This is a genomic window from Synechococcus sp. Lug-A, assembly GCF_024345655.1.
GTDB lineage: Bacteria > Cyanobacteriota > Cyanobacteriia > PCC-6307 > Cyanobiaceae > MW101C3.
On record NZ_JAGQBN010000012.1, the window covers coordinates 80,070 to 99,008 of the forward strand.

At 68.4% G+C, this 18,939-nt stretch carries 16 protein-coding genes; 6 read left to right on the forward strand and 10 right to left on the reverse strand.

Annotated features, from left to right (window positions below; all coding sequences use genetic code 11):
* Positions 1–52: 52 nt before the first annotated feature.
* From KBY86_RS10375 to KBY86_RS10395, 5 genes are all read right to left on the reverse strand, one after another.
* Complete coding sequence (locus KBY86_RS10375) at positions 53–952, reverse strand: RNA methyltransferase (protein WP_094511199.1); 900 nt, start codon at positions 950–952, stop codon at positions 53–55.
* 4 nt (positions 953–956) lie between these two features.
* Complete coding sequence (dnaN, locus tag KBY86_RS10380) at positions 957–2,132, reverse strand: DNA polymerase III subunit beta (RefSeq protein WP_094511200.1); 1,176 nt, start codon at positions 2,130–2,132, stop codon at positions 957–959.
* A 525-nt stretch (positions 2,133–2,657) separates the two neighbouring features.
* Entirely contained in the window at positions 2,658–3,761 is a 1,104-nt protein-coding gene (gene thrC, locus KBY86_RS10385) for a threonine synthase (RefSeq protein ID WP_255141034.1), read from the reverse strand.
* 97 nt (positions 3,762–3,858) lie between these two features.
* Positions 3,859–4,509, reverse strand: coding sequence for an alpha/beta hydrolase (locus KBY86_RS10390; RefSeq protein ID WP_255100460.1), 651 nt, complete (start codon positions 4,507–4,509; stop codon positions 3,859–3,861).
* A 27-nt stretch (positions 4,510–4,536) separates the two neighbouring features.
* The gene (locus tag KBY86_RS10395; protein ID WP_255141035.1) at positions 4,537–6,465 is read right to left on the reverse strand and encodes an AarF/ABC1/UbiB kinase family protein; all 1,929 of its coding nucleotides are present in this window, start codon (positions 6,463–6,465) and stop codon (positions 4,537–4,539) included.
* Between the two features lie 75 nt (positions 6,466–6,540).
* Here KBY86_RS10395 and recN point away from each other — a divergent pair, with 75 nt between their 5' ends.
* The 3 genes from recN to KBY86_RS10410 all read left to right on the forward strand — a co-directional run bounded on the left by recN (position 6,541) and on the right by KBY86_RS10410 (position 13,015).
* Positions 6,541–8,268 (forward strand): DNA repair protein RecN, encoded by a 1,728-nt coding sequence (recN, locus tag KBY86_RS10400; protein ID WP_255141036.1) that lies wholly within the window; start codon positions 6,541–6,543, stop codon positions 8,266–8,268.
* A gap of 87 nt (positions 8,269–8,355) precedes the next feature.
* A complete protein-coding gene (uvrA, locus tag KBY86_RS10405; protein ID WP_233132864.1) occupies positions 8,356–11,394 on the forward strand; it encodes an excinuclease ABC subunit UvrA in 3,039 nt (1,012 codons plus the stop codon).
* A gap of 67 nt (positions 11,395–11,461) precedes the next feature.
* Positions 11,462–13,015, forward strand: a complete 1,554-nt coding sequence (locus KBY86_RS10410; RefSeq protein ID WP_255141037.1) for a dienelactone hydrolase — start codon at positions 11,462–11,464, stop codon at positions 13,013–13,015.
* A gap of 33 nt (positions 13,016–13,048) precedes the next feature.
* Here KBY86_RS10410 and KBY86_RS10415 read toward each other — a convergent pair whose 3' ends face one another.
* Both KBY86_RS10415 and purT read right to left on the reverse strand, forming a co-directional pair.
* Positions 13,049–14,077 (reverse strand): LCP family protein, encoded by a 1,029-nt coding sequence (locus tag KBY86_RS10415; protein WP_255141038.1) that lies wholly within the window; start codon positions 14,075–14,077, stop codon positions 13,049–13,051.
* A 50-nt stretch (positions 14,078–14,127) separates the two neighbouring features.
* A complete protein-coding gene (gene purT / locus KBY86_RS10420) occupies positions 14,128–15,324 on the reverse strand; it encodes a formate-dependent phosphoribosylglycinamide formyltransferase (protein WP_255141039.1) in 1,197 nt (398 codons plus the stop codon).
* A 77-nt stretch (positions 15,325–15,401) separates the two neighbouring features.
* Between purT and KBY86_RS10425 the strand changes: the two genes are divergently transcribed.
* Complete coding sequence (locus tag KBY86_RS10425; protein WP_255141040.1) at positions 15,402–15,572, forward strand: cytochrome B6; 171 nt, start codon at positions 15,402–15,404, stop codon at positions 15,570–15,572.
* A gap of 92 nt (positions 15,573–15,664) precedes the next feature.
* Here the strand turns inward: KBY86_RS10425 and KBY86_RS10430 are convergent, their stop codons facing one another.
* The 3 genes from KBY86_RS10430 to KBY86_RS10440 all read right to left on the reverse strand — a co-directional run bounded on the left by KBY86_RS10430 (position 15,665) and on the right by KBY86_RS10440 (position 17,401).
* Complete coding sequence (locus KBY86_RS10430; protein ID WP_094511206.1) at positions 15,665–15,907, reverse strand: hypothetical protein; 243 nt, start codon at positions 15,905–15,907, stop codon at positions 15,665–15,667.
* Positions 15,908–15,998: 91 nt separating this feature from the next.
* On the reverse strand, positions 15,999–17,084 hold the full coding sequence (gene mraY / locus KBY86_RS10435; protein ID WP_255141041.1) for a phospho-N-acetylmuramoyl-pentapeptide-transferase: 1,086 nt from the start codon (positions 17,082–17,084) through the stop codon (positions 15,999–16,001).
* A 65-nt stretch (positions 17,085–17,149) separates the two neighbouring features.
* Positions 17,150–17,401 carry a DUF3134 domain-containing protein gene (locus tag KBY86_RS10440; RefSeq protein ID WP_094511208.1) on the reverse strand — a complete coding sequence of 84 codons (252 nt, stop codon included), beginning with the start codon at positions 17,399–17,401 and terminating at the stop codon, positions 17,150–17,152.
* Positions 17,402–17,496: 95 nt separating this feature from the next.
* On the opposite strand from KBY86_RS10440, the gene KBY86_RS10445 reads away from it, so the two are divergent.
* The gene (locus KBY86_RS10445) at positions 17,497–17,721 is read left to right on the forward strand and encodes a hypothetical protein (protein WP_144036949.1); all 225 of its coding nucleotides are present in this window, start codon (positions 17,497–17,499) and stop codon (positions 17,719–17,721) included.
* Positions 17,718–18,938, forward strand: coding sequence for an argininosuccinate synthase (locus KBY86_RS10450; RefSeq protein ID WP_094511210.1), 1,221 nt, complete (start codon positions 17,718–17,720; stop codon positions 18,936–18,938). The genes KBY86_RS10445 and KBY86_RS10450 overlap by 4 nt, the downstream gene beginning before the upstream one ends.
* Position 18,939: the final 1 nt, after the last annotated feature.

An 18,939-nucleotide genomic window follows, 5' to 3' on the forward strand; every position in this document is an offset into this window, starting at 1 on the left:
AAAGCGCAGTCTGGCCGAGCGAGCGCCCACGGCCGCCGGGGGATCGGCAGGTTCAGACCCAGGGATCCGTGTCGCTGTCGTAGCGGCTGCCCCGCCGGGACGGTCCCTCGCTGACAGGCTGGGTCCGACGGTAGCGGTCCGTGTCCGGTTCGAGCTCCGGATCGTCCTCAGGCGAGTCCCAGGCCCTGGGCCCGTCGTCGCGATCCTCCAGACGATCGTCGTCGTCCCAGTCGTCCAGCGGGTCGCCGTCCGGTTGACGGCGGCCGGAATCGGCGTCCTGCCAGGGCGGACCGTCCCGCTGCGGCTCCTGCCAGGGGGGTTCCTCCAGCCAGCCTTCCAGCCGTTCCTCGAAGCGTCCGCCCACCTCCTGGAACTGATCCCTGATCCGGGTGGTCTCCTGACCCACCTGATCCCGCCAGCGGCGTGAGCGGCGCAGAAACTCCTGCCGCACACTGGCCTTGGCCAGCGGCAGGTCGTCGAGGCCGCCGAGGCCGGTGAGCACCTGGCCGGGCTGCTGATCGACGATCCGATCGGGAGTGAGGCGCCAGCGGCTGGTGCCCGGCAGACGCGGATCGCTGCGCGACACCAGGTAGTGCAGGATGCGCCCACTGCGCAGCTCCACGGCCGCATCCGCCACCGTGCCCAGCACGGAACCCCCAGCGCCGGTCAAGGCGGCATCGAACAGCGTGGGCAGGCGTTCGAGCGTGGCCGGATCGGTGACGGCCGGTTCGCCCAGCACCAATGCCTCCAGTTCACCGAGGCCGCGCAGCTGGTCGAGGCGCCAGACCAGCCGGCGGGTGCCGAAGGCGGAGGGCTTGCTGGCCCAGCCGAGCAGGCGGTGCACCGGCGGGTGCATCCAGCCCATCAGTCCGGGGCCGTGGTCGAGGCCCTGATCGCAGCGCACCCGCAGGCGCAGCAGGTCGGAGAGCAGCAGCTGAGCGGGAAGGCTCACGGCATCAGCTGCGGATCTGCACGGGCATCACCAGGTAGGTGAAGCTCGGATCCTCCAGCGGCGCCAGCACGGCGGGCGTGGTGGGGGCATTGCAGCGCAGCTCGACCCGGTCGGCGGTCATCGCTTTGAGGCCATCGAGCACGTAGCGCACATTGAAAGCGATCTCGATCGCGTCCCCCTTCACCAGCGCCGGCAAGGATTCCGAGCCGCTGCCCACATCCTGGGCGTCGGCACTGATGCGCAGGATGTCGGCGGATGGGTCGCTGCTCAGCTTCACCACGTTGTTGTGCTGATCGGCCACCACGGCCACCCGCTCCAGGGCGTTGACGAAGGCGCGGCGGTCGAGCTCGAGCGTGCGGCTGAAGGAGGCGGGAATCAGCTGGCCGTAGTTGGGATAGGTGCCGTCGAGGCTGCGGCTGGTGAGCACCTGATCCGCCCAGACGAACACCACCTGCCCGCGTTCGCTGAACAGGCTCACCGGCTCCTGCGACTGGCGGGAGGACAGCAGGCGCTCCAGTTCGCGCAGGGAGCGGGCCGGCACCGTGACCGCAAAGCTCGGCGCCTCTTCCGCATCCGTTGCGCCGTTACCGGGGCCCGCACCGGCAGCAGCGGCCGCCGCATTGTCGAGACGCAGCACCGAGAGGCGGTGGCCGTCGGTGGCGGCGCATTCGAGACCGTCGTGCTCCAGGCCGAGATGCACGCCGGTGAGCAACTGCTTCGCCTCATCCGGGCTGCTGGCGAACAGGGTGGCGCGCAGGCCCTTGATCAGCGCGTCCGCTTCCAGCCGGATCGGAGCGCCGGTCTGCACCAGTGGGAGGTCGGGAAAATCCTCCGCCGACAGCCCGCGCATCTGGTAGCTGCCGGAGAAGCTGGTGAGCTCCACCTGCTCCTGGCCTTCGGGGCACTCCAGGGTGATCGGACTGTCGGCGGAGAGCCGGGAAACGATCTCGCCGAACAGGCGGGACGGCAGCGTGATCGCGCCGCTGGTTTCCACCGCCGCAGGCAGGCTCGTCTGGATGCCGAGATTGAGATCGAAGCCGGTAAGGCTCAACCGGCCGGTGCCGGCATCGGCGGTGAGCAGCACGTTGGCCAGCACCGGATGGGTCGGGCGGGCCGCCACCGCGCGGCTGACCAACTGAAGGCTGGCGCTCAGTTCCGCCTGGGAGCAGACCAGCTTCATCGTTTCGAGACTCCGGGTGGGATGCCCTTTTCGGGCCCCACCACGCTTCCACAAGCCGGGGCGATCCGCAACGGCGGACGACCGTCAGCGCCCTTTTCCACGCCCGTTTTCCGCGATCCTTCTACGGAAGTTCTCTCTTTCAGAAAAAAGAGAAAAACAGCCGTAGTCGTAGGGGGTGTGGAAATCGGGGAGAAACCCAAAATGCTAGTTGCAGCAAGGGATCTGGCTCAACAGGCATGGGGAGAACCGCTGACGGAAACCGCACGTTTTCCCCTTTTCCACGTTTTCCCTGCCTGAGGAAAACCGACGCTCTGTTCGGGGCCCAGATTCAGCCGCACTTTTCCACCGCTGGCCCCCCGTTTTTCCCTGGGACGGTCTGTTCACCGGCCGATATCAAAACGCCACGCTTCCGGCCGCTTCAGGGCTCTCCAGCGGCGCTGTCCGTGCCCGAACGCCAAAAACCCCCGCCCACGAAAGGCCGTGGGCGGGGGCTCCTGGTTGATCAGATGGGCTTCAGCCCTGGTCTCAGAAGCCCATCACCTTGGCGACCACGTCCACCTCCGGCGCCAGGCCGGCATGGAAGGCGCCGTCGCTGTGATCGATCGCGGTGCCGGGATCCTTCAAGCCGTTGCCGGTGAGCACACAGACCACCGTGGCTCCTGCCGGCACCTCCGCTGCCCGCTGCAGCAGGCCGGCCACCGAAGCGGCGCTGGCGGGTTCGCAGAACACCCCTTCCTCCCGGCCCAGCAGCTTGTACGCCTCCAGGATCTCCTGATCGGTGACCGCATGGAAGGCCCCGTTGCTCTGCTCACGCACCGCCAGGGCCTTCTCGCGGTTGGCCGGGTTGCCGATGCGGATCGCCGTGGCGATGGTGTCCGGTTGCTCCACCGTGTGGCCCAGTACCAGGGGGGCGGAGCCGCTGGCCTGGAAGCCCATCATCCGGGGCAGCCGCTGGCTGTGCCCGGCCTGCCGGTACTCCTGGAAGCCCATCCAGTAGGCGCTGATGTTGCCGGCATTGCCCATCGGGATGCACAGCCAGTCGGGGGCATCGCCAAGCGCATCGACCACCTCGAAGGCGGCCGTCTTCTGGCCCTGCAGCCGGAAGGGGTTGAGGGAATTGACCAGGGTGACGGGGTAGCTGTCGGCCACCTCGCGCACGATCGCCAGCGCCCGGTCGAAGTTGCCCTTCACCGCCAGCACCTCGGCGCCGTACATCAGCGCCTGGGCCAGCTTTCCCTGGGCCACGTAGCCATCGGGGATGAGCACGAAGGCGCGCATGCCACCGCGCTTGGCATAGGCCGCGGCCGCGGCGGAGGTGTTGCCGGTGCTCGCGCAGATCACCGCTTCAGCGCCGGCTTCGCGCGCCTTGCTCACCGCCATCGTCATCCCCCGGTCCTTGAAGCTGCCGGTGGGGTTGAGGCCGTCGTACTTGAGGAACACCTTCACGCCGCGGCCCACGCGCGCCGCAATCGCCGGGGCGGGGATCAGCGGGGTGGCGCCTTCGCGCAGCGTGATCACCGGCGTGCGGTCGCTGACCGGCAGCCAGGGGCGGTAGGCCTCGATCAGCCCCGGCCAGTCCTGAAGCGTGGGCTTCGCGCCCAGGCGCCTGAGGGCAGAGAGCAGCGGCACGGGCGCGACGGAGCAGGCTGTGGCGAATCTACGCGGCGGTTAAGAAGCGCCGAGAGGGCTTCACGCCCTGAGAGCTGGCCTTGGGTCCTGGAGCGATTCAGGAGCCCTTGGCATCGGGTGCGCTGGCGGGCGGTTGGCCTGGGGCGCTGGCTGGAGGGCTGGTGGACGGCGCCGGGGGGCCGGAGGGCCGTTCATTGCCCTCCCGCAGGCCGTCAAGCGGGGATTCGGAGAAGAACCGCACCAGATCGGTGATCGAATTGGTTTTGCCCACCAGGCTGAGCAGGGCCGGGATGTTGATCGCCAGCTCGTTGGCGGGGTAGGCCCTCAGAAAGCCTGTGGGGGTGAGGGTGCCGTTGCCGTTGCTGATGCCGATGATCAGGGCGGAGCGGAGCGCCGGAACGCCGGTGCCCGGTGCCCGCAACGGCGCGAAGATGCCCGCCAGGCGCTGCAGAATCGCCTCGCCGATGCGGGTGGACAGCAGACGGCTGGTGAGCACCAGCGGCAGGGTGATCTTCTGGTTCAGCAGCCGTGCCACATCTTCCGGGTTCTGGCGGCCGATCTTGAGCACGTCGGCCAGCAGGCCGCGTGCCTGGCCGGTGGCGGCCAGATGGTCGAGATCAGCGACCGGGATCGAGCGCCGGAAGGCGCCGCTGACGAAAACCAGTTGCTCGGCCGCCTGAAGACTCGGAGCGGCCGTGCTCAGCGAGAGCCCGAGCAGGACCCCCAGGACGTTGGGGCGGATGCGCAACTGAAACTCCCTGGCTGGACGCTGATCCTAGAAGCTGCCGACCGGTGCCATTCCAGCGGCTCGACGGGTTTCCGGCGACACCAGCACGTCGCGCAGCAGGCGCACCACCCCCCGCTCCGCCAACCCCTGGGCCAGCTGCAGCCCCATGCGGCGCAGGTCGGGTTCCGCCAGCAACCGTGGCAGCCGGCGCAGCAGCAGACGGGGTTCGAAGCCCGGCACATCGCGCAGCACCACCAGGAGTTGCTGCACGGGTTCAAGATCCAGCAACTGGGCGTCGATCACACTCATTCGCTCCATGCCCCGCAGGCCCGGTGGCTGGAGCCGTTTCGGCAGCCGCCGCCCCATCGCCTGCACGGCCCGCCAGCCAAGCGCATCGAGCCGGTCGACCATCGCATCGACCAGCTGCTGGCGCAGCATGCCTCCCTTGGGCGAGAAGAGGAAATCGAGCACCTGATCCAGCAGACCCTCCACATCCAGCTGATCCTGGAGGGAGGCGCTGCTGATCAGATTTTCCAGCCGCTGCCAACGGAACTCCTCACCATCGAAGAGCATCTCGCGCAGGCTGCGGCGCAGATCCGGATCCGGATCCTCCATCAGCCGGCGGGCGAAGTAAGGGTAGGCCGCACCGAGAATCTTGAACTCCGGATCCACGCTCAGAGCAATGCCTTCGAGCGTGACCAGCGAGCGGATGATCAGGGCGTAGTACGGCGGCACCTGAAAGGGGAAGCGGTACATCACCCCGGAGAGATCGTCGGTGACCGCCTTGAAATCCATCCGGCTCACTCCCATCTCCAGGGCCTGGCCGAACACCGATTCGAACGCCGGCACAATCGGCTCCAGATTCACCTCTTCGCCCAGAAAACCGAGCTGCACGAAATCGGTGGAGAGGGCTGAGAAGTTGCGGTTCACCAGGTGCACCACCGCCTGGATCAGCCCGGTGCGCGATTCGCGGCTCACCTCGCTCATCATGCCGAAATCCAGGTAAGCCAGGCGGCCATCCGGCAGGGCCAGCAGATTGCCGGGGTGGGGATCGGCGTGGAAAAAGCCGTGCTCCAGCAGTTGCTGCAGGCTGCAGTTCACGCCGATCTGCACCATGTGGTCGGGGTCGATGCCGAGCGAGCGCACCGCCTCCAGATTGGTGAGTTTCACCCCATCGATCCACTCCATCGTGAGCACGCGGCGGCTGGTGGCCTCGTGATAGATGGCCGGTACGGCGATGTTCGGGTTGTGCTGGTGGAGCCTGGCAAAGGTTTCGGCGTTTCTGGCTTCGTTGAGATAATCCATCTCCTCGAATACCCGCTTGCCCAGTTCATCGATCAGGGCCACCAGATCGCTGCGCACCAGGCCTACATTCCGGTTGATCCAGGCGGCGATGTTGCGCACGATGTAGAGATCGAGCGTGATCTGCTCGCGCAGACCAGGGCGCTGCACCTTCACCGCCACCGCCTGGCCGTCCTTGAGCGTGCCCCTATGCACCTGGCCGAGTGAAGCGGCGGAGATCGGCTCGCGATCGAGCTGGGCGTAGATCTCGGAGACGGGCGCACCCAGATCTTCTTCGATGCAGGCCATGGCCAGTGCACCGTCGAAACCGGGCAATTGATCCTGCAGCTGGGCCAGCTCCTCCAGCAGCACCGGCGGCACGATGTCGGGCCGGGTGGAGAGGGCCTGGCCGGCCTTGATGAAGGCGGGACCGAGCGCCACCAGCAGCTGGGCGCATTCGCGCGCCCGCTCCCGGGCCCGGTCGGGGTTGCTGAGCAGACCGGTGAAGCGATCGACGGCCACACCCACCAGGAACAGACTGATAGGCATCAGGGTCTGCCAGAGCCGCAGCAGCAGACGCCGGGGGTGACCGGCGTAGAGGCGGGTGATCGCCGCCGGGTCGTAGCTGAGCAGGCCGGCGGCTTCGATGAAGTCGCTGAGCTCCGCAGGGGTGCTCACATGGTCGGAGCGAACCATCACGGGGCAGATCGATCAACCCCTTCTAAACGAATCTCAGCGTCGCTACGGTCGGGCAGACGGCTGAGGCACCGGGTGCTCACGGGACTGCGCCTCGAGAACATCGCGCTGGTGGAGAGCCTGGAGCTGGAGTTCTCCACGGGTTTCACCGTGCTTACCGGTGAAACCGGTGCCGGCAAGTCATTGCTGCTCGATGCCCTCGATGCCCTGCTGGGCGGCGGCTCCGGCATGCGCCTGCTGCGCAAGGGCACCGAGCGGAGCCTGATCGAAGCCCAGTTCACCACCACCGCGCCGGTGCAGGCCTGGCTGCAGCAGCAGCAGCTGGATCAGCAGCTTGCCGGTGCCGGATCCGATGGCCTCGATCAGAACGGAGACGAACCTGCCGACCCACCGGTGGACCTGGTGCTCAGCCGCGAATGGCGCAGCAACGTCGAGCGCATCCAGAGCCGCAGTCGCATCAACGGCGTGGTGGTGAACCGCCAGCAGCTGTTGGAGCTGCGGCCCCTGCTGCTGGACCTCACCGTGCAGGGTCAGACCCAGGAACTGGCCCGTCCCGGCCAGCAGCGTCAATGGCTGGACCGCTGCGGTGGTGACGCGCTGGCCACCTGCCTGGGGCCGGTGCGGCAGGCGGTGCGCAGCTGGCGCCAGGCGGCCGCTCGGCTGGAGCAGGCTCGGGCGGACCGCGACCGGCTGGAGCGGGAACGGCAGGAGGCCTGCCAGCAGCTCGAGGCGCTGGAGGCTGCCGCCCTCGACGACCCCAACGAACGCCTGCGGCTGCAGCAGGACCAGGACCGCCTCGCCCATGCGGTGCGGCTGCAGGAAGGCGTGATGCTGCTGCTGGGCCGGCTGGTGGAAGGGGCTGAAGAGGCCCCGGCAGCGCTCGACCATCTGGCCGCCTGCGAACAGGTGCTGCAACAGCTGGCCGGCTTCGACGCCAGCCTCGGGCCCCTGGTGGAACGCTGCGGCGAAGCGCTGCAGCACGTGCAGGACCTGGCCCGCGACCTGGAGCGCTATGGCGGTGCCCTCGACAGCGATCCCTCCAGTCTGGAAGCAGTGCAGGAGCGGCTGGCCCTGCTCAAGGGATTGGAGCGCCGCCACGGCCGCGATCTGGCGGGGCTGATCGAGCAACGCGACCAGCTACGCATGCGCCTCAGTGGTGGGGCTGCCGCCGCCCTCGAAGCTCTTGAGGCCGAGGAGCAGCAGGCCCGCCTGCTGCGGGATCAGGCCTGCAGCCAGCTCAGCGCCCAGCGGCAGCGGGCGGCGCGGCAGCTGGAGGAGCAGCTGACGGCCTCGCTGCGGCCGATGGGCCTGGCCGATGTGCGCTTTTCGGTGGCGATCGAGCCGACGCCCCCGGCGGAGGAGGGGGCCGATGCGGTCACCTTTCTGTTCTCCGCCAACCCTGGCCAGCCGCTGGCTCCCCTGCGGGAAGTGGCCTCCGGTGGCGAGATGAGCCGCTTCCTGCTGGCGCTGAAAACCTGTCTGGCGGCGGCGGATCCGGGCGTCACCCTGCTGTTCGATGAAATCGACAGCGGCGTGAGCGGCCGCGTGAGTGGCGCCATCGCCGCGCTGCTGCGCCAGCTGGCTGCCCAGCGCCAGGTGTTCTGTGTGACCCATCAGCCGCTGGTGGCCGCCGCTGCCGATCACCATTTCCAGGTGAGCAAGGCGGTGGAGGCGGGCCGCACCCTCACCCGGGTGCGCCCGCTGCGGGACACCCAGGCACGTCAGCAGGAGCTGGCGGAACTGGCCGGGGGCGACTTCGGTGAGGCCCATCGCTACGCGGCCGGGCTGCTGGAGCGAAGCTGAGCGGAGCGCCGTTTCCGTTGCCGTCGAGGGGCGCCACCCTGCCCATCAGGAGACACCCGTAGACTCAGACGCTCTAGACGAGGCCGGATGCCCCGCGCGAGCATCGTTTCTGGGCCCAAGGGCACATCGTCTGAGCCTGACGCCACGTCGACCACAGCCAGCACCACGGTCCCGGCCCTTGACAAGGAAGAGGCGGCGAAGCTGCGCTCCCTCAACGGCGGCGCCCTCGAGGACGTGATCCGTGTGCGTGGCGCCCGCCAGCACAACCTCAAGGACGTGGATCTCACCATCCCGCGCAACCGGCTGGTGGTGTTCACCGGTGTGAGCGGCAGCGGCAAGAGCTCGCTGGCCTTCGACACGATCTTCGCCGAAGGGCAGCGCCGCTACGTCGAGAGCCTTTCCGCCTACGCGCGCCAGTTCCTCGGTCAGGTGGACAAGCCCGATGTGGATGCGATCGAGGGGCTTTCCCCGGCGATCTCGATCGACCAGAAGTCCACCAGCCACAACCCTCGCTCCACCGTCGGCACGGTCACGGAGATTCAGGACTATCTCCGCCTGCTGTTCGGGCGCGCCGGCGAACCCCACTGCCCTCAGTGCGACCGCTCGATCCGGCCCGAGAGCATCGACGAGATGGTCGACCGGATCTCCTCCCTGCCGGAGGGCACTCGCTACCAGCTGCTGGCGCCGGTGGTGCGGGGCAAGAAGGGCACCCACACCAAGCTGCTCAGCGGCCTGGTGGCCGAAGGATTCGCCCGTGTGCGCATCAACGGCGAGGTGCGCGAACTCTCCGACAACATCGAGCTCGACAAGAACCACGCACACAACATCGAGGTGGTCGTCGACCGGCTGGTGGCGCGTGAGGGCATCAACGAACGGCTCACCGACTCCCTGCGCACCTGCCTCAAGCGCGGCGACGGCCTGGCGCTGGTGGAGGTGGTCCCCAAGACCGGCGAGCAGCTGCCGGAAGGGGTGGAGCGTGAGCGGCTCTATTCCGAGAACTTCGCCTGCCCCGTGCACGGCGCTGTGATCGAAGAGCTCTCCCCCCGGCTGTTCTCGTTCAACAGCCCCTACGGCGCCTGCCCCGATTGCCATGGCCTCGGCCATCTGCGCAAGTTCACCGAGGAACGGGTGGTGCCCGATCCCGCCCTGCCGGTGTATGCGGCGGTGGCGCCTTGGAGTGAAAAGGACAACAGCTACTACTTTTCCTTGCTGTTCAGCGTGGGGGAAGCCTTCGGTTTCGAGATCAAGCAGCCCTGGAACCAACTCACCAAAGACCAGCAGCAACTGCTGCTGCACGGCAGCCCTGAGCCGATCGCCATCAAGACCGACAGCCGCTACACCAAGAGCCAGGGCTACCTGCGCCCGTTCGAAGGCATCCTGCCGATCCTGGAGCGGCAGCTGCGCGACGCCAGCGGCGAGGCGATCCGCCAGAAGCTGGAGAAGTATCTGGATCTGGTTCCCTGCGGCACCTGCCATGGCCTGCGGCTCCGTCCTGAGGCGCTGGCGGTGAAGGTGGGGCCGTATGCGATCACCGATCTCACCAATGTGAGCGTCGCCGACACGCTGCAGCGGATCGAGTCATTGATGGGGGTCGGGGAGGCGGAAGGGGCGGACCCCCTGCTCAATCCCCGCCAGATCCAGATCGGTGATCTGGTGCTGCGTGAGATCCGCATGCGCCTGCGCTTCCTGCTGGATGTGGGCCTCGATTACCTCAGCCTCGACCGCCCGGCCATGACCCTCTCCGGCGGAGAGGCCCAGCGCATCCGCCTCGCCACCCAGATCGGCGCCGGGCTCACCGGCGTGCTCTACGTGCTGGATGAACCCAGCATTGGCCTGCACCAGCGCGACAACGACCGCCTGCTCAACACCCTCTTCCGGCTCCGCGACCTGGGCAACACCTTGATCGTGGTGGAACACGACGAGGACACGATCCGCGCTGCCGACCACCTGGTGGACATCGGCCCGGGCGCGGGCGTGCACGGCGGCCGCATCGTGGCCGAGGGCACGCTCGAGAACCTGCTGGCGGAGGAGGACTCACTCACGGGGGCCTACCTGAGTGGGCGGCGCTCGATTCCGACCCCGCCCGAGCGGCGCACCAGCAGCAGCCGCAAGCTCTCGCTGCTCAATTGCTCTCGCAACAACCTGCAGGGGCTCGATGTCGACATCCCGCTCGGCCGCCTGGTGGCGATCACCGGGGTGAGCGGCAGCGGCAAGAGCACCTTGATCAACGAACTCCTCCACCCGGCGCTCGAGCACAAGCTGGGCCTGAAGGTGCCGTTCCCGTCCGGTCTCGATGAATTGCGAGGCATTCAGTCGATCGACAAGGTGATCGTGATCGACCAGAGCCCGATCGGCCGCACGCCCCGTTCCAACCCCGCCACCTACACGGGTGCCTTCGATCCGATCCGCCAGGTGTTCGCCGCCACGGTGGAGGCCAAGGCCCGCGGCTATCAGGTGGGCCAGTTCAGCTTCAACGTGAAAGGTGGGCGCTGCGAGGCCTGCAGTGGCCAGGGCGTGAATGTGATCGAGATGAATTTCCTGCCCGATGTGTATGTGCAGTGCGATGTCTGCAAGGGGGCGCGTTACAACCGTGAAACGCTTCAGGTGACCTACAAAGGCCACACGATCGCCGACGTTCTGCAGATGACGGTGGAACAGGCAGCCGACGTGTTCAGCGCCATTCCCCAGGCGGCCGACCGGCTGCGCACCCTGGTGGATGTGGGGCTGGGCTACATCAAGCTGGGACAACCCGCTCCCACCCTCTCCGGCGGTGAAGCCCAACGGGTGAAGCTGGCCACCGAACTCTCCAAGCGGGCCACCGGCAAAACCCTCTACCTGATCGATGAACCGACCACCGGCCTGAGCTTCTACGACGTCCACAAGCTGATGGATGTGATGCAGCGGCTGGTGGACAAGGGCAACTCGATCGTGGTGATCGAACACAACCTCGATGTGATCCGTTGTGCCGACTGGCTGGTGGATCTGGGCCCCGAAGGCGGCAACAAGGGGGGGCAGATCGTGGTGGCCGGCACGCCGGAGCAGGTGGCGGAGCATCCCACCAGCCACACGGGTCGCTACCTCCAGCAGGTGCTGGCTCAGCATCCACCGGAGGCCCTTTCGGCCTGAAGCCATCACCACCAACCGAGCCACGGCCAGCGGGAGGGGATCATGGAGGCATCACCGCTCCAACGTCGTGGCCCAGCGTCGATTCAAGCCGGCGGCAACCGCCCTGCTGACCGTTGCCGGGCTGGTGGGGGGCCTCGCCCTGGCGCCTTCCCGCGCCCAGGCGCTGGAGCGGGTGCAGATGCGGCTGCCGCTGCTGGAAACCGACTTCACGGTGGAGCTCAGCGAGCTCAGCAGCCCTGCCAGCCTGTTGGCCGGCAACAGCGACCTGGCCGAGCTGGACCGGGCCACCGATGGAGCGGTGGGCCGCAAGTTCGTTGACCTCTTCAATGCCCCGCTGCCGCTGCAGGTGACGGCTGTGGTCGATACCTCCGCGACCTCGCCCCTGCTGAACCAGGCCCTGCTGCTGGTGTCAGCGCTCGGCGGCATCGACGGGCTGCCGGAGCCGTTCACCGGCGAAGACCTCTCCAGGGTGCTCGACCAGGCGGCGGCCAAGGGTCCGCTCACCATGCTCACCGTGCTGCGGGCCCTGCCCGGGAAAACGGCCACGCTCGATCTGAGCCGCGCCCTGTTCGCCGTGCAGCGGCTGGCGCGGCAGCAGCAGCCGGCCGATACCCTGCTGGCCGCGCAGCCGGCGGCGGCGGAAGATCCGGCCCTGCGCTCAGCGGGTCCACTGGCCACGCAACGCGCTGAGCTGACGATCCCCGTGGCCTACCGGCCCCAGCCATTGTCCGTGGTGGTGGTCCGCCCGACCACAGGCGCCAACAACCGTCTGGTGGTGATCTCCCACGGTCTGTGGGACAGCCCGGAAAGCTTTGAGGGCTGGGGGCGCCATCTCGCCAGCCATGGCTACACCGTGCTCCTGCCCCGCCACCCCGGCAGCGACCGGCAGCAGCAGAGCGCCATGCTCTCCGGCAAGGTGCCGCCTCCGGGCCCGGAGGAGCTGCGGATGCGGCCCCTGGATGTGAGCGCCGTGATCGATGCCGTCGCCGCCGGTGGCCTGGGCCTGCCGCCCGGCATCCGCACCGACTCCGTGGTGGCCATGGGCCAGTCGTGGGGCGCCACAACCGTGCTGCAGCTGGCCGGTGCCAGGCCCAGCGACACCCGCCTGACCGAGTTCTGCAACGACCCCTTCGATCCCTCCAGAAATCTCAGCTGGATCCTGCAGTGCAGCTTCCTCACCTCCGCCAACACCGCCGCGCTGGCGGATCCCCGCATCAAGGCGGTGGTCGCGGTCAGTCCGCCCATGTCGCTGCTGTTCGCCTCCGGTGCGGCCCAGTCCATCTCCAGCCGCGTGCTGCTGGTGAGCGGCAGCCGTGACTGGGTGGTGCCCGCCGGGCCTGAGGCGATCACGCCCATGTCCCTGGAGGCGCGCAATGCCGGCGGTGGGCACAGCCTCGTGCTGGCCAAAGGCGGCGATCACTTCAATCTCGGTTCCACCTACGAGGTGGGTGGTGGGGTGCTGCGCGGCTTGCTCCTGGCCTGGACCAACGCTGCCTATGCGGCCGGGCCTGCGGTCGCCCCGCGCTCGGGTGTCCCGCAACTGCTGCCAGCCAATGGTTGGGGCGACACCACCATTCCCCTGGTGGACGTGACCGGCGCCCTGCGTGAGCGCACCCCCTGAGGCTGAACTGGAGCGGGCCGGCAGCCGGTGCGCTCAGAAAGCCGGCGGTTCTTCGCTGTCGCTGCTGGCCGGATGGTTGGTGTTGGCGTCCGGCATCCAGTAACTCAGGTCGTCCTGCCAGAAGAGCCGCCCCGGCAGGCGGTTGGTGCTGAGCTTGGTGGAGCCCATGGTGGAGAGCAGGGCGCCCAGCTCCATCGGCGTGAGATCGGTTTTTACGTTCTCGCCGGCCAGCTTGATCAGCGCCGGATACTGGGCCACCGTGCCGGGCTGGGCCAGCTTGCTGAACACTTCCCGCAGCACCATCTGCTGACGCTCCATGCGGCCGAGATCGCCCAGTTCATCGTTGCGGTAGCGCAGGAAGCCTTCAAGGGCTTCACCCTTGAGCAGCTGCACGCCCGGGTAGAGGTCGATGTAAAGGTCCTGGCGGCTGTCGGTGTAGTACATCCGCTTGGGCACATCCACCTCCACACCGCCCAGGGCATCGGCCAGCTTCTGCACGGCATCGAGGTTGACCAGCACGTACCGGTCCACCGGAGTGCCAAGCAAGCTGGTGAGCTGTGCCTTCACTTCCTCCACACCACCCATGGCATAGAGGGCATTGGCCTTCAGCACGCCGTGCTGGTCGGATTCGATGAAGGTGTCCCGCGGCACCTGGGTCAGCCGGGTGATGCCGTCCTGCACCTCCACGGTGAACATCACATCGGTATTGGCGGCCACGTGATCGGTGCCCAGCACCACGATGCGGTGCTGGTCGAGGCCGAGGGGCGCCACCAGGCTGCTCACCGAGGGGGCCGCTCTCATCAGCCCGGCCATCAAGGAGCTCAGCAGCTGGGGAAGGGGCCCGGTGACGAGCAGGCTCAGGCCCACTCCACAGGCCAGACCCAGCAGCGCAGAGGGGCGATGCAGACGGCGACGGGGGCTCTTGCCACCATTGCCCCGGCGCTGTGCACCTTCCGCCGGCGCGCCATCTTGAAGGCCAGCGCCAGGGTCAGCCGTCGACCCAAGGTCTTGCACCCGGGCCGTGACGGAGAGAGGGCTACGACGCGACTGGGCCTTGGGCATTGAGGTTTCCGATGGCCGCACCATAAAACCCATTCCCCTGGCTGGCCAGGTCAGGGACCTGCCACCACCTCCACCCGGGCGGCGGCGCGATCGGCCCGCTCCCTTGCCTCAGCCAGATCGGTGCCGCGCGCCAGGGCCACACCCATGCGCCGGTGGGGCCGTGCCTCCGGCTTGCCGAACAGCAGCACGGTGGTGTCGGGTTCGGCCAGGGCTGCCGCCACGCCGGTGTAGGCCACGCTGTTGAGCTGCTGGCCGGCCAGGATCACCCGGCTGGCAGCGGGACCGGTGGATTGGATGGCGGGGATCGGCAGCCCCAGCACGGCGCGCAGGTGCAGCTCGAACTCGCTGAGGTTCTGGCCGGCCAGCGTCACCAGGCCCGTGTCGTGCGGCCGGGGCGAGAGTTCCGAGAACACCACCGCACCGGGGTCCGTGGAGCCGGCAGCACCGGTGAGGAAGAACTCCACGCCGAACAGTCCGGCACCGCCCAGGTGATCGGTGACCTTCAAGGCCATGGCCTGGGCTGCCTCCAGCTGAGTCGGTGCGAGGCAGGCGGGCTGCCAGCTGCATTGGTAGTCGCCCCGTTCCTGCACGTGGCCGATCGGCGGGCAGAACAGCGTGGGGCCGTTCCACTGCCGCACTGTGAGCAGGGTGATCTCCTGCTCGAACTGCAGGAACTCCTCCACGATCACCCGCGCGCCGGCCCCGCGCGCGCCCGCCAGCGCCGCATCCCAGGCCGCTGCGATGCCTTCGGGGCCCTGTACCACGCTCTGCCCCTTGCCCGAGGAGCTCATCACCGGCTTCACCACCACGGGCCAACCGAGCGGCGCGGCGGCGGCGGCCAGTTCCTCGGCGCTGCTGGCATAGGCGAAGCGGGCGGTGCGCAGGCCCAGGGTGCCGGAGGCCAGATCCCGGATGCGATCACGGTTCATGGTCACGGCTGTGGCCTGTGCCGTGGGAATCACGGTGACGCCTTCCGCCTCCAGTTCAGCCAGGGCATCCACGGCCAGGGCCTCGATCTCCGGGATCACCAGATCCGGCCGGTGGCGCCGCACCACGGCCAGCAGCGCCGCCGCATCGGTCATCGGGATCACCTCCGCCGCATCGGCCACCTGCATGGCGGGCGCACCGGCATAGCGGTCGACGGCGATCACGCGGCAACCGAGGCGCTGGGCGGCGATGGCCACTTCTTTGCCCAGCTCGCCGCTGCCCAGCAGCATCAGGGTGCGAGGGAAGGTGGGCGCCGTCATCACGGGGGGGCAGGTGCCCTTGATCCTGCTCCCCCGCTTGGCCCTGCTAGAAGAGCAGTGTGTCGGCCCCGCCTGCCTTGATCGTTTCGTCCGCCGTTCTGGCCTTCGCGTCCACCGGTGACGGCGTCGATGGGCTGCCGTTCGGATGGACCATCGACGGCCTGCAGAACGGTGTGCTGATCTATCTCGGCCTCTCTTCGCTGGCGTTCGTGATCGTGTGGCTGGTGGGCTTCCTGCGGCGCTCCTGAGCGCCGCGACCTCCCCGCCGCGACCCACTGCTTCAGCCAGCAGGCCCCCGACGGAGCGCCCCGATCAAAACGCCGCCATCAGCCCGGCCCGGTCAGGAATCGGCGATCAGGTCGAGCTGGCGCACCGGAGGCTCCTCGCTCACGAAGCCATAGGCCTCGAACACCTGTGCATCGGCGTGGGTGATGTGCTGGCCGTCGCTGTGGCGCTCCAGTTGGAAGCCCTCCTGCGCCATGCGCCGCATCAGGCCGGCGGCCTCCTCAAAGCGGGCTGCCATCGCCTCGAGGCTGGCGCAATCGGCCGTCAGGCCCGTTTCCTTCCAGGTGAAGTAAGCCAAGGCGACGCTCGCAGTGCGGGAAATGGACGCGGGGGTGGGAGCCACCCTCTCGATTCTGCTCAGCTCCGCCCTGCGCCGCAGCGCTCGAGGCTCAGGGCAGCAGCAGCAGGCCGAGCAGCACCAAGGCCACGCTCGCGAGCCAGAACCCCACCACGACCCGCTGTTCCGGGTTGCCCGCCAGCTCGAAATGGTGGTGCAGCGGCGCCATGCGGAACAGCCGCCTGCCCTGCCCATCAGGCCCCTTGGTGGCTTTGAACACCCACACCTGCAGGATCACCGACAGGGACTCGGCCACGAACACCCCGCCCATCACCAGCAGGGGCCAGAGGCTGTCGGTGAGCAGGGCCACCGCCGTGAGCGCCGCCCCCATCGCCAGTGAGCCGGTGTCGCCCATGAACACCCGGGCGGGGTGGCGGTTGTGGCCCAGGAAGCCCAGCCAGGCGCCCGCCATCGCCGCGCAGAATCCGGCCATGGCGGGGTCGCCGCTGTGGCCACGCAGCATCAGCTCCAGGGCGAAGCCGGTGAACACCACGGCGCCGCAGCCTGCCGCCAGGCCGTCGAGGCCATCGGTGAGGTTGGTGGCGTTGCTTTCGGCCAGGAACACGAACAGACCCAGCGGCAGCAGCAGCAGGCCCAGCGGCAGCACCCAGCCGAACGGCAGGCCCACATCGCCGCCGAACCAGCCACGCCAGCTGCCCCAGGCCAGGAACAGCAGCGCCGCCAGCGCCTGCAGCACCAGCTTCCCCTTCGGGGTCAGGCCGGTGTTGGTGCGGCGGGTGAGGCTGCGCCAGTCGTCGAAGCCGCCGATCGCCAGGAAGGCGAGGGTGATGGCGGCCACCGCCAGCAGGCGCTCATCGGTCGGAGCGATCAGCCCGCCCACGATCACCCCCACCGGCACCACCAGCAGACCGCCCATCGTGGGGGTGCCGGCCTTGCTGAGGTGGCCTTGGGGGCCGTCTTCCCGGATCACCTGGCCGACTTTCAGGGCCCGCAGCCGCGGCACCCCCCACACACACAGCGCCCAGCTCACCAGCGCCGCCAGCAGCAGCGGCAGCGTGAGCTGGGACACCCGGAACCAGAGATCGCAGCCCAAGGCCGCCGCCACGAGCAGCAGGGTGAGGGCGCTGGCGGGAGAACGCAGCCGGCCGGGAGCGGAGAGCGGGGAGGTGGAGGCCAAGGATCAGGGGCGATGGCGGCCGTTCAGGCCCGTTCCTCGTAACCGGACGGATGGGAGGGGAAGGGTCAGTCTTCCCAGCTTTCGTCGCTCGCTTCGTCGGCGGGGCTGTAATCCTCTTTCTCGCCCATCAGGGCGGAAAGCTCCTCCTCTTCCACCGTGCTCACATCAGGAGCGGCGGTTTCCTCATCCACCACCAGCCGGCCGCTGGTTTCCAGCCAGCTCAGCAGGTCCGGTTCGTCCCGCAGGGGGAGCACCGGTGCCGGCTCTTCCCGCCCGTAGCGGGTGAGGGAGGGATTGACGCTGTCGAGGGTGCTCATGAATGCTGATCAGCGGGGATGTTCAGGCTGGGAAAGCCAACGCTGCGCCCGGTTCGCCGATCCACCACCATAGATCAGGCCTCTGCCCCGTTTTCTTGTCGGCATCCAAGGCGGTCGGGATTCTGCGGGTATGGGCCGTTGCCCTGCTGCTCAGTGGCCTGCTGGTGGCCGCCGGCCGCCGCTGGCCGGTGGCGCTGACGCCCACGCCGGCGATCGTCTGGGCTCTGCTGCTGCTGCCCCCGCTGCTGATGGGGTTCTGGATCGCCCGCCGCTGGGGGAGAATCCAGCAACCGGATCCGAGCGAGGCACTGAGCGAATGACACAGGAGGAACGGACGTCCCGGGCGAAACGGGTGGTGCTCGCCTACTCCGGCGGGGTGGATACGAGCGTCTGCATTCCTTATCTCCTGAACGAATTCGGCGTGGAGGAGGTGATCACCTTCGCGGCCGATCTCGGCCAGGGCGATGAGCTCGAGCCGATCCGCCGCAAGGCGCTCGACTCCGGCGCCAGCCAGTCGATCGTGGGTGATCTGATCGAGCCGTTCATCACCGACTTCGCCTTTCCCGCCATCCGCGCCAACGCCCTCTACGAAGGCCGCTATCCCCTCTCCACCGCCCTGGCCCGCCCGCTGATCGCCCGTCGCCTGGTGGAGGTAGCCCGTGAGGTGGGCGCCGATGCCGTGGCCCATGGCTGCACTGGCAAGGGCAACGACCAGGTGCGTTTCGACGTGGCGATCGGGGCCCTGGCGCCCGAGCTCAAGGTGCTCGCTCCGGCGCGCGAGTGGGGCATGAGCCGCGAAGAAACGATCGCCTATGGGGAGCGTTGCGGCATCCCGGTGCCGGTGAGCAAGGCCTCACCTTTTTCGATCGACCTGAACCTGCTGGGCCGCAGCATCGAGGCCGGCCCGCTGGAGGATCCCTGGGTTGAGCCCCCCGAAGAGATTTACGCCATGACCTGCTCGGTGAGCGCAGCGCCGGAGCAGCCCGAGGTGGTGGAGATCAGCTTCGAGCAGGGCAATCCGGTGGCGATCAACGGCGAACGGCTTGATCCGGTGGCGCTGGTGCGCCGCGCCAACGCCCTTGCCGGCAGCCATGGCTTCGGCCGTCTCGACATGATCGAGAACCGGGTGGTGGGGATCAAGTCGCGGGAGATCTATGAAACCCCCGGCCTGCTGCTGCTGATCAAGGCCCACCAGGAACTCGAAAGCCTCACCCTGGCCGCCGATGTGCTGCGCTACAAGCGCCAGATCGAAACCAGCTGGTCTGATCTTGTGTACCAGGGCCTCTGGTTCGGCCCGCTCAAGGAGGCGCTCGACGGCTTCCTCGACCGCACCCAGCTGACCGTCAGCGGCACGGTGCGGATCCGGCTCCACAAGGGGAATGCCACCGTGATCGGCCGCTCCTCCAGCGAAAGCCTCTACATGCCCGACATGGCCACCTACGGTGCCGACGATCGCTTCGATCACCGGGCGGCTGAGGGGTTCATCTACATGTGGGGCCTGCCCACGCGCCTGTGGGCCGCCGCGAGGCGGCGTTAGT

Excerpts from the sequence above, each read along its gene's own strand:
- KBY86_RS10395 (WP_255141035.1), bottom strand. The coding sequence starts at position 6,465 with ATGGTTCGCTCCGACCATGTGAGCACCCCTGCGGAGCTCAGCGACTTC.
- dnaN (WP_094511200.1), bottom strand. The coding sequence starts at position 2,132 with ATGAAGCTGGTCTGCTCCCAGGCGGAACTGAGCGCCAGCCTTCAGTTG.
- purT (WP_255141039.1), bottom strand. The coding sequence starts at position 15,324 with ATGACGGCGCCCACCTTCCCTCGCACCCTGATGCTGCTGGGCAGCGGC.
- KBY86_RS10440 (WP_094511208.1), bottom strand. The coding sequence starts at position 17,401 with ATGAGCACCCTCGACAGCGTCAATCCCTCCCTCACCCGCTACGGGCGG.
- KBY86_RS10415 (WP_255141038.1), bottom strand. The coding sequence starts at position 14,077 with ATGCCCAAGGCCCAGTCGCGTCGTAGCCCTCTCTCCGTCACGGCCCGG.
- uvrA (WP_233132864.1), top strand. The coding sequence starts at position 8,356 with ATGCCCCGCGCGAGCATCGTTTCTGGGCCCAAGGGCACATCGTCTGAG.
- KBY86_RS10450 (WP_094511210.1), top strand. The coding sequence starts at position 17,718 with ATGACACAGGAGGAACGGACGTCCCGGGCGAAACGGGTGGTGCTCGCC.